This window comes from Pseudomonas sp. BIGb0278 (assembly GCF_024809895.1).
Classification (GTDB): Bacteria; Pseudomonadota; Gammaproteobacteria; order Pseudomonadales; family Pseudomonadaceae; genus Aquipseudomonas; species Aquipseudomonas shirazensis.
In genome coordinates this window covers 226,707-240,704 of sequence record NZ_JANUEL010000006.1, presented here as the reverse complement: position 1 = coordinate 240,704, position 13,998 = coordinate 226,707, and the positions used below count along the sequence as shown (strand labels likewise).

Annotated in this window: 13 protein-coding genes; 10 read left to right on the top strand and 3 right to left on the bottom strand. The window is 63.2% G+C overall.

Annotated elements, in window-relative coordinates:
- Positions 1–5: 5 nt before the first annotated feature.
- From M2396_RS19825 to M2396_RS19790, 8 genes are all read left to right on the top strand, one after another.
- Positions 6–2,210, top strand: a complete 2,205-nt coding sequence (locus M2396_RS19825) for a chemotaxis protein CheA (RefSeq protein WP_101317891.1) — start codon at positions 6–8, stop codon at positions 2,208–2,210.
- A gap of 46 nt (positions 2,211–2,256) precedes the next feature.
- Positions 2,257–3,381 (top strand): chemotaxis response regulator protein-glutamate methylesterase, encoded by a 1,125-nt coding sequence (locus M2396_RS19820; RefSeq protein WP_220633295.1) that lies wholly within the window; start codon positions 2,257–2,259, stop codon positions 3,379–3,381.
- Positions 3,381–4,121, top strand: a complete 741-nt coding sequence (locus M2396_RS19815) for a flagellar motor protein (protein WP_101317895.1) — start codon at positions 3,381–3,383, stop codon at positions 4,119–4,121. Before M2396_RS19820 ends, M2396_RS19815 begins: the two co-directional genes overlap by 1 nt.
- A gap of 3 nt (positions 4,122–4,124) precedes the next feature.
- Positions 4,125–4,982 (top strand): flagellar motor protein MotD, encoded by an 858-nt coding sequence (motD, locus tag M2396_RS19810; protein ID WP_101317897.1) that lies wholly within the window; start codon positions 4,125–4,127, stop codon positions 4,980–4,982.
- 78 nt (positions 4,983–5,060) lie between these two features.
- Complete coding sequence (locus M2396_RS19805; protein ID WP_101317899.1) at positions 5,061–5,849, top strand: ParA family protein; 789 nt, start codon at positions 5,061–5,063, stop codon at positions 5,847–5,849.
- Positions 5,849–6,754: a CheW domain-containing protein gene (locus M2396_RS19800; protein ID WP_181107604.1), complete on the top strand. Its 906-nt coding sequence runs from the start codon at positions 5,849–5,851 to the stop codon at positions 6,752–6,754. Before M2396_RS19805 ends, M2396_RS19800 begins: the two co-directional genes overlap by 1 nt.
- 57 nt (positions 6,755–6,811) lie before the next feature.
- Positions 6,812–7,291, top strand: coding sequence for a chemotaxis protein CheW (locus tag M2396_RS19795; protein ID WP_101317903.1), 480 nt, complete (start codon positions 6,812–6,814; stop codon positions 7,289–7,291).
- Position 7,292: 1 nt separating this feature from the next.
- A complete protein-coding gene (locus M2396_RS19790; protein WP_150569762.1) occupies positions 7,293–7,688 on the top strand; it encodes a DUF2802 domain-containing protein in 396 nt (131 codons plus the stop codon).
- Positions 7,689–7,751: 63 nt separating this feature from the next.
- Here M2396_RS19790 and M2396_RS19785 read toward each other — a convergent pair whose 3' ends face one another.
- The 3 genes from M2396_RS19785 to M2396_RS19775 all read right to left on the bottom strand — a co-directional run bounded on the left by M2396_RS19785 (position 7,752) and on the right by M2396_RS19775 (position 12,500).
- The gene (locus M2396_RS19785) at positions 7,752–10,499 is read right to left on the bottom strand and encodes a dermonecrotic toxin domain-containing protein (RefSeq protein WP_188035629.1); all 2,748 of its coding nucleotides are present in this window, start codon (positions 10,497–10,499) and stop codon (positions 7,752–7,754) included.
- Between the two features lie 94 nt (positions 10,500–10,593).
- A complete protein-coding gene (locus M2396_RS19780; protein WP_150569760.1) occupies positions 10,594–10,938 on the bottom strand; it encodes an EscU/YscU/HrcU family type III secretion system export apparatus switch protein in 345 nt (114 codons plus the stop codon).
- Positions 10,935–12,500: a flagellar hook-length control protein FliK gene (locus M2396_RS19775; RefSeq protein WP_188035630.1), complete on the bottom strand. Its 1,566-nt coding sequence runs from the start codon at positions 12,498–12,500 to the stop codon at positions 10,935–10,937. Before M2396_RS19775 ends, M2396_RS19780 begins: the two co-directional genes overlap by 4 nt.
- Positions 12,501–12,645: 145 nt before the next feature.
- On the opposite strand from M2396_RS19775, the gene ccmA reads away from it, so the two are divergent.
- Positions 12,646–13,278: a cytochrome c biogenesis heme-transporting ATPase CcmA gene (gene ccmA, locus M2396_RS19770; protein ID WP_259077414.1), complete on the top strand. Its 633-nt coding sequence runs from the start codon at positions 12,646–12,648 to the stop codon at positions 13,276–13,278.
- Positions 13,275–13,943 carry a heme exporter protein CcmB gene (gene ccmB, locus M2396_RS19765; RefSeq protein ID WP_188035631.1) on the top strand — a complete coding sequence of 223 codons (669 nt, stop codon included), beginning with the start codon at positions 13,275–13,277 and terminating at the stop codon, positions 13,941–13,943. The genes ccmA and ccmB overlap by 4 nt, the downstream gene beginning before the upstream one ends.
- Positions 13,944–13,998: the final 55 nt, after the last annotated feature.

The following is a 13,998-nucleotide window of genomic DNA, read 5'->3' as shown; positions in this document are numbered from 1 at the left end:
GTTTAATGAGCTTCGGCGCCGATGAAGAAATCCTTCAGGATTTCCTGGTAGAAGCCGGGGAAATTCTTGAGTTGTTGTCCGAGCAATTGGTCGAGCTGGAAAGCCGACCGGATGATGCCGACCTGCTCAATGCGATTTTCCGCGGTTTTCACACTGTAAAAGGGGGCGCCGGCTTCCTCCAGCTCAATGAGCTGGTGGAGTGCTGCCACATTGCCGAGAACGTCTTCGACATCCTGCGCAAAGGTGAGCGCAGGGTCGACGCCGAGCTGATGGACGTGGTTCTGGAAGCGCTGGATTCGGTCAACAGCATGTTCGGCCAGGTGCGCGAACGCACCGAGGTGACCCCGGCTTCCCGCGAGTTGCTGGCAGCGCTGTCGCGTCTGGCCGAGCCGGGTGCGGCGCCCGCGCCTGCCGCGGTGGTCGAGCCTGAGCCAGCGGTGGTCGAGGAAGACATCACCGACACCGAGTTCGAACAACTGCTCGACTCGCTCGATGCGGTCAAGGCCGAGGCCGAGGCTGCTGAACAGCCGCAGCCAGGTGCAGCCAGCGCCGAGTCGGATGAAATCACCGACGCCGAATTCGAATCTCTGCTCGATCAACTGCACGGCAAGGGCCAGTTCTCGGTCGAGGCGGCCACGGTCGCTCCCGAGGCTGTCGTGCCAGCGCCGGCCGGTGACGAGATTACCGACGACGAATTCGAAGCATTGCTCGACCAGTTGCATGGCAAGGGCACCTTCGCTGCCGATGCGCTGCCGACTGCTGCGGTTGCCGAGGCTGCAGCCAGCCCCGCGCCGGCTGCCAGCGGCGACGAAATCAGCGAGCACGAGTTCGAAGCGCTGCTCGATGAGCTGCACGGCAAAGGCAAGTTCTCGACCGACGCTGCCGAAGCGGCTGCTGTGGCCGTTGCGCCGGCAGCAGCCAAGGCTGAGGTGAAAGCTGCGCCCAAGCCTGCTGCACCCGCAGCAGCTGCCAAGCCTGCGCCAGCGGCCCCGGCACGTGCGCCAGCGCCAGCAGCGCCCGCAGAAAAGCACGCCAGCGAAGCCGAGACGACCGTACGCGTCGACACCGCGCGGCTGGATGAGATCATGAACATGGTTGGCGAGCTGGTGCTGGTGCGTAACCGGCTGGTGCGCCTGGGCCTGAACAGCGGCGACGAAGCCATGTCCAAGGCTGTGTCCAACCTCGATGTGGTCACGGCCGACCTGCAGACTGCGGTGATGAAGACCCGCATGCAGCCGATCAAGAAAGTCTTCGGGCGGTTCCCGCGACTGGTTCGCGACCTTGCCCGCCAGCTCAAGAAGGAAATCAACCTGGAGCTGGTCGGCGAAGAAACCGACCTCGACAAGAACCTCGTCGAGGCTCTGGCCGACCCGTTGGTCCACTTGGTGCGCAACGCGGTCGACCACGGCATCGAAATGCCCGACGAGCGCGACGCCTCAGGCAAGGCTCGCACCGGCAAGGTGGTGCTGTCGGCCGAACAGGAAGGCGACCATATCCTGCTGTCGATCTCGGACGACGGCAAAGGCATGGACCCCAACGTGCTGCGTGCCAAGGCCGTGGAAAAAGGCCTGATGGACAAGGACGCCGCCGAGCGCCTGAGCGAATCGGACTGCTACAACCTGATCTTTGCCCCGGGCTTCTCGACCAAGACCGAGATTTCCGACGTGTCCGGCCGCGGCGTCGGCATGGACGTGGTGAAAACCAAGATTTCCCAGCTCAACGGCTCGATCAACATCTACTCGGCCAAGGGCCAGGGTTCAAAGATCGTCATCAAGGTGCCGCTGACCCTGGCGATCATGCCGACCCTGATGGTGATGCTGGCCAACCAGGCGTTTGCCTTCCCGCTGGTCAACGTCAACGAGATATTCCACCTCGACCTGTCGCGCACCAATGTCGTCGACGGCCAGGAAGTGGTCATCGTCCGCGACAAGGCGCTGCCGCTGTTCTACCTCAAGCGCTGGCTGGTCCAGGGCCAGGTGCATGAAGAGCAGCACGAGGGCCATGTGGTGATCCTCTCGGTCGGCACCCAGCGCATCGGCTTTGTGGTCGACCAACTGGTGGGCCAGGAAGAAGTGGTGATCAAGCCGCTGGGCAAGATGCTGCAGGGCACCCCGGGCATGTCTGGCGCGACGATCACTGGCGATGGCCGGATTGCGTTGATCCTCGACGTCCCGAGCATGCTCAAGCGTTACGCCGCCAAGCGTTATTGATTTTCGGTGGCGCAGCCTCGCGGTTGCGCCATCTAATGGAGTGTTTATGGCAGTCAAGGTCCTGGTGGTGGATGATTCCGGTTTCTTCCGCCGGCGCGTTTCGGAAATTCTCTCGTCCGACCCGACGATCCAGGTTGTGGGTACCGCGACCAATGGCAAGGAAGCAATCGACCAGGCGCTGTCGCTCAAGCCCGATGTCATCACCATGGACTATGAAATGCCCATGATGGACGGCATCACCGCGGTGCGGCACATCATGCAGCGCTGCCCGACGCCGGTGTTGATGTTCTCGTCGCTGACCCATGAAGGCGCCCGGGTAACCCTCGACGCGCTGGATGCCGGGGCGGTCGACTACCTGCCGAAAAACTTCGAAGACATTTCGCGTAACCCAGAAAAGGTCAAACAGATGCTCTGCGAGAAGGTACATACCATCTCGCGCAGCAACCGCCGCCTGAGCAGCTATGCCGCACCGGCGCCGGCGCCAGCCGCGAGCAGCCCTGCACCGGCCAGCAGCCTTGGCCACACACCTGCGGCGCGCACTCCGACGCCTGCTCCTGTGCGTAGCCCGGCAGCGCCTGCTGCGGCGCATTCGCCGGCGCCCAAGCGCAAGCCCTACAAGCTGGTTGCGATCGGCACCTCGACCGGTGGCCCGGTTGCGCTGCAGCGTGTCCTGACGCAACTGCCCGCCAGCTTCCCGGCACCGATCGTGTTGATCCAGCACATGCCCGCGGCGTTCACCAAGGCTTTTGCCGAACGCCTCGACAAGCTCTGCCGGATCAACGTCAAGGAAGCCGAAGACGGCGACATGCTGCGCCCAGGTCTGGCGCTGCTGGCGCCTGGCGGCAAGCAGATGATGGTCGATGGCCGCGGCATGGTGAAAATCCTGCCGGGCGACGAGCGCCTCAACTACAAGCCATGTGTGGATATCACCTTCGGCTCGGCGGCCAAGTCCTACGGTGACAAGGTCCTGTCGGTAGTACTTACCGGCATGGGCGCGGATGGCCGTGAAGGTGCGCGCCTGCTCAAGCAGGGCGGTAGCACGGTGTGGGCGCAGGACGAAGCCAGCTGCGTGATCTATGGCATGCCCATGGCCATCGTCAAGGCCAACCTGGCCGACGCGGTGTACAGTCTCGACGATATCGGCAGGCACCTGGTCGAGGCCTGCGTCTGATGGACGTACTCAGCCTGATCGGCCTGATCCTGGCCTTCGTCGCCATTGTCGGCGGCAACTTCCTCGAGGGCGGGCATGTCGGTGCGCTGCTCAACGCGCCAGCTGCGTTGATCGTGCTCGGCGGCACCCTCGGCGCGGCCATGCTGCAGGCACCGCTGCCGTCGTTCAAGCGTGCGCTGCAGATCGCTCGCTGGATCATCTTCCCGCCGCGGGTCGACCTGGCCGGTGGTATCGATCGGGTAGTCAATTGGAGCCTGACCGCACGCAAGGAGGGCCTGCTCGGCCTGGAAGGCGTGGCTGACGGCGAGCCTGATCCGTATGCGCGCAAGGGCTTGCAACTGCTGGTCGACGGCGCCGAGCCGGAGGCTATCCGGAGCATCCTCGAGGTGGATTTCCTGACCCAGGAAAGCCGCGATATCCAGGCGGCAAAAGTGTTCGAAAGCATGGGCGGCTATGCGCCGACCATCGGCATCATCGGTGCTGTGATGGGCCTGATCCATGTCATGGGCAACCTGGCCGACCCGTCCCAACTGGGCAACGGCATCGCCGTGGCGTTTGTCGCCACCATCTATGGCGTGGCCAGTGCCAACCTGATCCTGCTGCCGGTCGCCAACAAGCTCAAAGCCATCGTCATGCGTCAGTCACGCTACCGCGAGATGCTCCTCGAAGGCCTGCTGTCGATCGCCGAAGGCGAAAACCCACGCTCGATCGAGCTGAAGCTGCAAGGCTTCATGGAGTAAGCCATGCGTCGCCGTCGCCATACCGAAGAACCCGAGAATCACGAGCGCTGGCTGGTGTCGTACGCCGACTTCATCACGCTGCTGTTTGCTTTTTTCGTGGTCATGTATTCGATCTCTTCGATCAACGAGGGCAAGTACAAGGTCGTCTCGCAGGCCTTGCTCGGCGTGTTCAATGACCCTGAGCGGGCCATGCGGGCCATCCCGATCGGCGAAGAACAGCCGCTCAGCATCAAGCCAGCCGAGCCGTTGATCAAAGACAGCGAGCAGACCGATGCGGGCCTCGGCCAGACCAGCGCCGACCCGCTGCAGACCATCAGCGATGATGTGCGCAGCGCTTTCGGCGATTTGATCAGCTCCAACCAGATGACCGTGCGCGGCAACGAACTGTGGGTCGAGGTTGAGCTCAATTCGGCGCTGTTGTTTGGCAGTGGCGATGCCATGCCCAGCGACGCTGCATTCGCGATCATCGAGAAGGTGGCGAATATCCTCAAGCCGTTCGCCAACCCGGTGCACGTCGAGGGCTTTACCGACAACCTGCCGATCCGCACTGCGCAGTACCCGACCAACTGGGAACTGTCGGCCTCGCGTGCGGCCAGTATCGTCCGCCTGTTGGCCATGAACGGCGTCAATCCCGGCCGCATGGCCTCGGTCGGCTATGGCGAGTATCAACCGGTCGCCAGCAACGATACGGCCGAAGGCCGTGCGCGCAATCGACGGGTCGTGCTGGTGATTTCGCGCAACCTGGAAGTACGCCGCAGCCTGACCGCAACCGGCAGCGCCAATGCGACCCCGGATGCGGCGATGCGCCGGGCTGGCACACAAAGTGCACCGCCAAGCGCAGTAGCGGCGGGAGGGGGCTAGCCCCGTCAAATCCCCGTCACAGAATTTCACACCGTTCCCGGGAGGGCAGGCGGCCATACCGGGAGGAAGCAGCGCACCATGAGAGTCTGGGCAGTAGCCAATCAAAAAGGTGGCGTCGGCAAGACCACCACAACCATCGCCCTGGCCGGCTTGCTGGCCGATGCGGGCAAGCGCGTGGTCGTTGTCGATCTCGACCCGCACGGCTCTATGACCAGCTATTTCGGGCATAACCCGGATGCGCTGGAGCACAGCTGCTACGACCTGTTCCTGCACAAGGGCACGGTGCCCGAGGGCTTGCCGGGGCAGTTGCTGCTGCCGACCAGCCACGAACGTATCTCCCTGCTGCCGTCGAGCACAGCGCTGGCGGTGCTCGAGCGGCAGTCGCCGGGCCAGAGTGGCCTGGGCCTGGTGATCGCCAAGAGTCTGGCGCAGCTGTGGCAGGATTTCGACTTTGCCCTGATCGACAGCCCGCCGTTGCTCGGCGTGCTGATGGTTAACGCGTTGGCGGCCAGCCAGCAGTTGGTGATCCCGGTGCAGACCGAGTTCCTCGCCGTCAAAGGCCTGGAGCGCATGGTCGGCACCTTGGCGATGATCAACCGCTCGCGCAAGCAGGCGCTGCCGTATCAGATCGTGCCGACCCTGTTCGACCGTCGCACCCAGGCATCACTGGGCACCCTCAAGGTGCTGCGTGATACCTATGCCGACAGCGTCTGGCAGGGCTATATCCCGGTCGACACGCGCCTGCGCGATGCCAGCCGGGCCGGGGTCACGCCATCGCAGTTCGATGGCAAGAGCCGCGGCGTTGTGGCCTATCGGGCCTTGCTCAAACATATGCTCACCTACAAACCCGCATTGCAGGTGGCCTGATGAAACACGCGCAACAGCTTGCCAGCAAACCGCAACTGGCCTTGCAGAGTTACCTCGATGGCCTGTTGCAGGAGGCTACCGAGCCGTTCGACCTTGACCTGCCAGCGGTAGTGGTCGAGGAGGCGCCAAGCAGCGACTTCGAAGCCGCCGTGCGCGAAGAGCAGGCACGTGATGCCCAGCGCAAGGCTGCTGTTGTCGACGTAGCTGGCGCCAGGCCGTTTGCCGAGCCGCAGGCCAAGCTGCTGCCGACCGTGCTGGCCCCCGCTGTGGCAGCGCCAGAACCGCTGCTCAGCGTTGTCGAGACTACGGTGGTGGCCGAGGCGAGCATTCCGTTGCTGACCGAGGTCGAAGCGCCTGAGCCGGCCGCGCCGCTGGTCGAAGTGCACTTGCCGGCAGCCAATGTGCCGACGCCGCCTACGACCAGCGATGGTCGTCCGGCCTGGGCCGCGGAGCCGTTCGAATGCCTGTTGTTCGATGTAGCCGGGCTGACCCTCGCGGTGCCGCTGGTGTGCCTGGGCTCGATCTACACCCTGGCCGGGCAGGAGCTGACCCCACTGTTCGGTCAGCCGGACTGGTTCCTGGGCATCCTCACCTGCCAGGCGGGCAACCTCAAGGTACTCGATACGGCGCGTTGGGTGATGCCCGATCGCTACCGCGACGACTTCCGCCAGGGCTTGCAGTACGTGATTTCGGTGCAGGGCTACGAATGGGGGCTGGCGGTGCACCAGGTCAGCCGCTCGTTGCGCCTGGACCCCAACGAGATCAAGTGGCGTAGTCAGCGCGGGCAGCGGCCCTGGCTGGCTGGCACGGTCATCGAACACATGTGTGCGTTGCTCGACGTCGCTGAACTGGCCGAGTTGATCGCCAGCGGCGCCGTCAAGCAGATGCACGCCAAACACCAATAATTCGCGGCCACGGCCGCACCGAGCACACCGCCGCTGGCGGCATTTGAGGGTAGGGGAATGAAAAAGTCGTCCGCACAGGGTTCTGAAGATCCGATTCTGCAGTGGGTTACCTTCCGTCTGGACAACGAGTCCTACGGCATCAACGTCATGCAGGTGCAGGAAGTTCTGCGTTACACCGAGATCGCGCCAGTGCCGGGTGCGCCGAGCTATGTGCTGGGCATCATCAACCTGCGCGGCAACGTCGTCACCGTGATCGACACCCGCCAGCGCTTTGGCCTGGTGCCGACCGAGGTCACCGACAATACTCGTGTGGTGATCATCGAAGCCGACAAGCAAGTGGTCGGCATTCTGGTCGACAGTGTTGCCGAAGTGGTTTACCTGCGTCAGTCGGAAATCGAAACCGCGCCGAACGTGGGTAACGAAGAGTCGGCCAAGTTCATCCAGGGCGTGTGCAACAAGAACGGCGAGCTGTTGATCCTGGTCGAGCTGGACAAGATGATGACCGAGGAAGAATGGTCAGAGCTGGAGAATATCTGAGTTGATTTTCGAAGCTGCTGTCATCTTCCTGGCGCTGCTTTGGGCGCTGAGCCTGTGGTTTTTTCTCAATTACAGCAAGCGCCAGCGTGAGCTGGCTGCGCAACAGGCTCAAGGTGACGCCGTGCGTGACCAGCGCATCAAGGAGCTGGCCAAGCGGGTGGACGATTACCAGAACGGCACGGTGCGCATGGGCGAGGCGATCCATGAATTGCGCGCTGTGGTCGCGCCGTTGCCGGACAAGCTGCAACAACTGGAGCAGCGCGATCCCAATGATGTGACCTTTTCCCAGGCGGCCAAGCTGGTTGGCATGGGCGCCAGTGTCAGCGAGCTGACTCAGACCTGTGGTTTGACCCAGGCCGAGGCCGAGCTGATGCGCAAGTTGCATGGCAGTGACTGAAAGATAGCGTCGGACCGGTCGGAAAGGGCTGCAAAGCAGCCCCAATCCAGCCGCCAAGTCCTGTCAGTGCGCCCAGGAATTGAACCCCCCAGTCTCGGCAATCCGGTTCAGCGGCAGATATCTCTGCACCGCGCTCTGGTACTGCTCAATGCTCAGCAGGCTCCAGAAGTTCTGCGGGCGCATGCTGTAAAGATTGTTCAAGTTGCGCAATGTGCGCATCGCCGGCAACTGCCGATCAACGACCGTGCTCAGCAGCGCCGGCCCGGTCAAGCGGGACAGGGTATTGGCGTATTGGTAAAACGCCCGGCGGTCCTCTTCCAGCCGTGGCTTGCTGTTGTAAAACTCCGGCTGTGCGAGAAACCGCTCATTCATTTCTGCACTGATCGCGTCCAAGGTCGGATTGCCTGCGCGGCTGCCGAGAAAGCTGTTGTTGTACAGGCAGTCCATGCCCATCTTCTCGTTGGACATCGGTGTCGACAGCAGCAGGCCATCGACAGTGGTCGCCAGCTCGAATTGATTCAGTGGTTCGATCGGCTCGGCGCCAGCCGGCTGGCGGTCTGCAGGATGTTCGCCGGGAGCAAACAAACGGTCGTCGATATCCATGTACAGCCCACCTTCCTCGTTGAGTAGCGGATAGCGCAGCACATCTGCCGCCGAAGCGTAGTTGCGGGCGACCCCGCCGTTGCCCTGCAGAGCGGCTTCGTACTGGCGGTAGGCGGGTGACCTGCGGAATGTGGCAAAGAATGGCTGTTCCTCCAGAGGCAACACGCGCAGGCTCGGTGCCTGCTCCGTCAATTGCCGCAGATTGCCGCTGAAGGCATCGCTGTCGGCGCTGGAGAGATACAGACGGAACGCCCAGCCGCTGCGTTCAACCCTGGTCGCGTTGTTGGCAATGTTGCTCAACAGCTGAGGCGGAATCGGGTCGTTGCCCACCCAGACACTCAAGACTTGTCTGGGGATCGGCTGCAGGCTGTCGGCAGTCGGCAGTGGCAACTGGACCGGCAACTCGAGATCCACCCCCAGCGCGCGCAAGGTGCGCATGCGCGTTGCATCGCTGACCGTTCGCGTGGCGCGGTCGACCGAGATCAGGTCGCGCCCCTGTGTGGGGGCGGTCATGTAGGTGGGATTGACCTCGTTGAGATCGCTTCCGGTAATGAACGCATCCTGCTCGACGTCATACAGCACCTCGATCGAGTAGCCATAGAGTGAGGCTTGCAGCGTATCTGGCTCGCCGGTGTAGTGGGAGGTCCTGATCACCGCACCTGCCACGTTGTCGTCACCACCTGGCAACGGCGCAATGGTGTTGTCGCTGCGGAAGAACTCACTGGCATCTGCCGGCGGCAGCCGTGGCGGGTCGAGCGGGCTGAGCGGATATCCCCACTGCTCGTTGATCCGGCTGGGCCTGACGAAGCGATCCTGCTTGAAGGCGAACAACAGCGGCTTGTCGCTGGCCAACTGCTCGACCAGCGGCAGGGCATTGAGCAGGCCGAACTCGGCGGCGCTGACGCCTTCGGCTTGCTCCTGTAGTGACTTGCCGTTGATCGCCTGATCAAGGCCCAGGCCGAACTGGGCAACGCCACCTATGGCAAACAACGGCCACAGTTCAGGCACTGCCAGCGCCAGTGGGGCCAGGTAAGTCAAGGTTGAATCCAGATACCCGCGCCATCTGGCCTTGCTCACATCGCTGTCGCTTTTGATCAGGAAGTCGGCATCCTGGAAGCTGCGTTGGCGATAACGCTTGGCCAGCGTTGCAAATAAAGGGCCTTCAAGGCGCGGGCTGTAGGTTTTACCTTTGTAATTGACGTAATCGCGCGGCGGCCAAGGGCCTGCTGTGGTGAAACCAGGGCGATTGGCGTCCAGAGGTAGTACTTGCGGGTAGGCTCCAAGGCCTTCCAGCGCCGTGCTCAGACCGCTGAAACTGAGGCCATCCGGCGTGTCTGCCTGATTGAAGTGGGCCTGCAGCGCCAGGCGTTTGGCTGGATCCTGGCATTGCTGTGCAAACCAGTCCTGTAACTCGCCGTGGGAGGCAAACTCGTGCAGCGGTGAGGTGTTGCCGGGGATGTACAGCAGGACTCGGTCGACATCCCTGCGTTTGAAGCAGACGAGGTCCGTGGCGGGGTAGCCGTAGACGTTGAGTATCCGCGCCTGCACGGTTGCCGGGGCGGTTTCTTCCAGTCTTGCCACTTGCCAGGCGAGCCTGACCGCGTCCTCGCTCAGGCTGCCCTCGGCCGCCTGTTTGTTGCAGGCGGCGATGAAGTTCAGCTTAAGACATTGGCCAAATTCTTCCAGATGCTGGCGCCAGTAGCTTTTCAGCGTTGCGGTGTAGTGTGTGTGAAAGTCCAGATCCCAGACAAAAGCCTGCAAGTCCTGCATCTGCACAGGAATGTGCGTGGCGTGTTCATAGGTTTGTGGCTGGGTCCGGCGAAAGATGCCGCTGAACACGTAGTAGTTGATCGCGCCCGGCTGATGCGGAGGACGCAGTTTGTCGACCAGGCGGATGATGCGATCCGAACCCGCCGGCTGATTGTCTTCGAGCATGTGCGGCAGCGCGTTGTTTTCAGGTGCTTGGTAGTTGCAGAGCAAGGCCTCGGTCAAGCTGAGTTTCTGCGCTACCACGCCGGTCCAGCCATAATCGGCGCCCAGCTGATAATGCAAGGTCACCACGTCGAGCTGTTCCGGCGGATGCTGGATGCCCTTGGCTTGCAGCCATTGACGCAGTTCGGCGGTGGCCGCGCGGTCTGCACGCGGTAGTTTGGCAAGATGGTCGCGGACGAACTGGATGCCGTCCTGGCCGAGGTTGGGGATGGGCATGATGCAGGCCTCAGAGAATTGAGGCACGACGGTGACTGAACTGTGCTGTCAGCCAGCGTTAATTATGTCTGCTGGCAGGTCCCCTAGCTGTATTTCAGCCACGTTTGGCCGGCGGCGCCAGCAGGGCAGTGGGCGGGGTGATGTCGCGCGGTGTCGCATCAGCCTCGGCAAACCCGACCGGGACCTTGCCGCGTAGCTGCCAGGCAAAGGCAATGATCTCGGCGATGGTCAGGTACAGCGCCTCGGGGATCTGCTCGCCCAGTTCCAGGCGTGCCAGCAGCCGCACCAGTTCGGCGTTCTCGTAGATGGGCACGTCGTGCTCGCGGGCAATCGCCAGGATCGCCTCAGCCAGCTCATCGTCACCTTTTGCGCTCAATGTCGGTGCCTGTTGACCGTCATAGCTCAGGGCAATGGCCTGACGTGATTGCTTGTCACTCATGCGGTCTCATCCACCCAGCGTTGTTCGACACGTGTTTTCGGACCCTGTGGCGGCGTGCCAGTGTGGCATTGCAGGTCACCGACTTCGAGACCGCGATCAAGCAGGCGTGTGCGCAAACTGCCCAGTTGGCTGTCGATCAATTGCGCGGTCTGCGCAAGCTCCGCCCACAATTGCCCGGACAAGCGGCCCTGACTGAGCTGCGCCTGCACCTGCAACGGGCCGAGCGGCGGCAGGTCGAAGGCCAGCTCGATGCGCCACAACGACTCGAGCGGATCGCGTTGCTCGCGCTGGCCGTCAGCCTGTTGCTGCGGGGTTTCTTCGCGCTGCAGCTTGGCTTGCAAAGGGATGAACTCCTGGCCGTGGCGGATCGGGATTTCGGCCTGCCAGGTGGTCTGCAGGTTACCGTTTTCGCTCACACCGGTCTGTTGCAGGCTGCTCAGGGCGTGGCTCTGCAAGCGCGACACGGCAGCCGCAGCCAGACGCAGCAGTTGCTCCAGATCGCCTTCCTGCTCCAGGCTCTGCAGCAACCGTGACGGTAGCGGGAAACTGCCTGGTTGCGGTCGGGGGCTGACCCGGTCAAGCATGCCCAGTGCACTGCGGGCGAAGCCGGGCATCACCTGCGCCAAAGTATTGGCAGCAACGGTGGGGTTGCTCATGGGGTTGGCGGCGTTCGGCAGCGCCTGCGCAACCAGCCTGATCAACTGCGCTTTGAGGTCTGGGGCGATACCCGCAGGCAAACCGGCCAACAGCTTCGCCTCAAGAAAACCACCACTGTTACTCAATGCCTGCGCCACGCCTTTGGGATCGCTGAGCTGGCGCGCATCCGGCAGGCTAGCCAGCAGGCGCTCGGCGCTGGCGCGCAGTAGGCTGCCCGTGTCGGGATCGCTGGCGAGCTGCTGCAATGCGCTGAGCACACCGGGCAGCGAAGCTTGCCGAGCCTGCTGGTTGGCCAGTTGCTGGCTGATCAGCAACTGATCCTGACGCCCGCTCAACGGCACGAAGCGCAGTGACTGGTCGCCCTGCACCAAAGCGCTGAGCAGGCTGCCCACCGGCAACGGGCGCGGGCTGTCGATACTCAGGGTGGCGCCGGCCTGGCTGCTGTTGAGCAGGCTGACCAACGCGCGAAAACTGGCAGTTTCACCGGGGTTGACTGGCAATGCCTGGTTGCTCAGGACCTTGCCCTGCAGCAGGGTACCGATCGGCACCTGGCTGGTGTCGAGGCGGGTGAGGGTGCTGACATTGTTGGCGTTGGCTTGCTGCACCATGACTGCCAGGCGATTGCTGTCGGCCTGGCTCAGCAGCAGCTGGCTGCCCGGAGCCAATGGTTGGCTGGCGGTGGTCTGGACCTGGGTCTGAGTACCGTTGGCGGCAGTCAGGCGCAGCAGCAACTGGAAGTCGACGCCAAGCTGGCGCAGCGACATGACCTCGGCCTTGGCAGTCTCGCCGGGCGCGATCAGCCCGGGCTGCGGTTGCAGCAGGCGCAGCAGTTCGCCGGTCATGGCAGCTTTGGCTGCCTGCGGGGCGATTGCGCTTTGTGCGCCGAGACTATTGATTTCAGTCATGATTGTATACAACCTGTCGAAGCAGCCCTCTTGGCAGCGCGGCGGCGCGTGTAATAATGCCGGCCACGCCGCCCACCACTGTCAGTATAACGGCAGGCCAGGGGGCGACTTGAGACTCAGGCTCCACACAGAATAAGGCGGTACCGTGACCCTTGACCTTCGAGCCACCGGCCTGGCGTGCGAGCGCGACTGGCGCCTGCTGTTTGAACACCTGGATTTTCAGCTGGGCCCAGGCGACATGCTGCAGATCAGCGGCCCCAACGGCAGCGGCAAAACCAGCCTGCTGCGGCTGTTGGCCGGGCTGATGCAGCCCACCGCCGGGCAGATCCAGCTCAATGGCCAGCCGTTGGCCGAGCAGCCGCAGGCACTGGCCAGCGTCCTGCTGTGGATCGGTCATGCGGCGGGCATCAAGGATTTGCTCACGGCCGAAGAGAACCTCGCCTGGCTCTGCGCGCTACATCAGCCGGCCAGTGTCGAGGCGATCTGGCAGGCCCTGGCCGCAGTCGGCCTGCGCGGTTTTGAAGATGTGCCCTGCCACACCCTGTCTGCCGGCCAGCAGCGGCGGGTGGCGCTGGCGCGGCTGTACCTGGCCGGGCCGCCACTGTGGATTCTCGATGAGCCGTTCACCGCCCTCGACAAACAGGGCGTTGCGCAGCTTGAAGCGCACCTGGCCGCGCATTGCGAGGCGGGCGGCACAGTGGTGTTGACCACGCACCACAGTCTCACGCTCAAGCCTGCCGGCTACCGTGAACTGAATGTGGGGCAGTGGGCCGCATGAGTGTATTCGTCCTGTTGTTGCGCCGCGAAGCGCGCCTGCTGTTCCGCCGCCCGGCCGAGCTGGCCAACCCGTTGGTGTTTTTCGCCATTGTGGTGGCGTTGTTCCCCCTTGCCGTCGGCCCCGAGACGCAATTGTTGCAAACCTTGTCGCCTGGCCTGGTCTGGGTAGCCGCGCTGCTTGCGGTACTGCTGTCGTTGGACGGCTTGTTTCGCAGCGATTTTGAAGACGGCTCGCTGGAGCAATGGGTGCTGTCGCCGCATCCACTGGCGTTGTTGGTGCTGGCCAAGGTGCTGGCGCATTGGATCTTTTCCGGGCTGGCGCTGGTATTGTTGGCGCCGCTGCTGGCGCTGATGCTGGGCCTGCCGTCGAGCTGCCTGCCGGTGCTGCTGGCCTCGCTGCTGCTGGGCACGCCGGTGCTGAGCCTGCTCGGTGCAGTAGGCGCGGCACTGACCGTGGGCCTCAAACGCGGTGGTTTGTTACTGGCGCTACTGATTTTGCCGTTGTATATCCCAGTATTGATCCTGGGCAGTGGCGCCTTGCAAGCGGCGTTGCAGAATATGCCCGCCACTGGCCACCTGTTGTGGCTGGCCAGCCTGACTGCCCTGGCTGTGACCCTGGCACCCTTTGCGATAGCGGCCGGCCTGAAGATCAGCGTCGGCGAATAACGAGATCTGGGCCTACGGCAGAATGCTCAAGGCCCAGCCAAGACCGGATGTACCT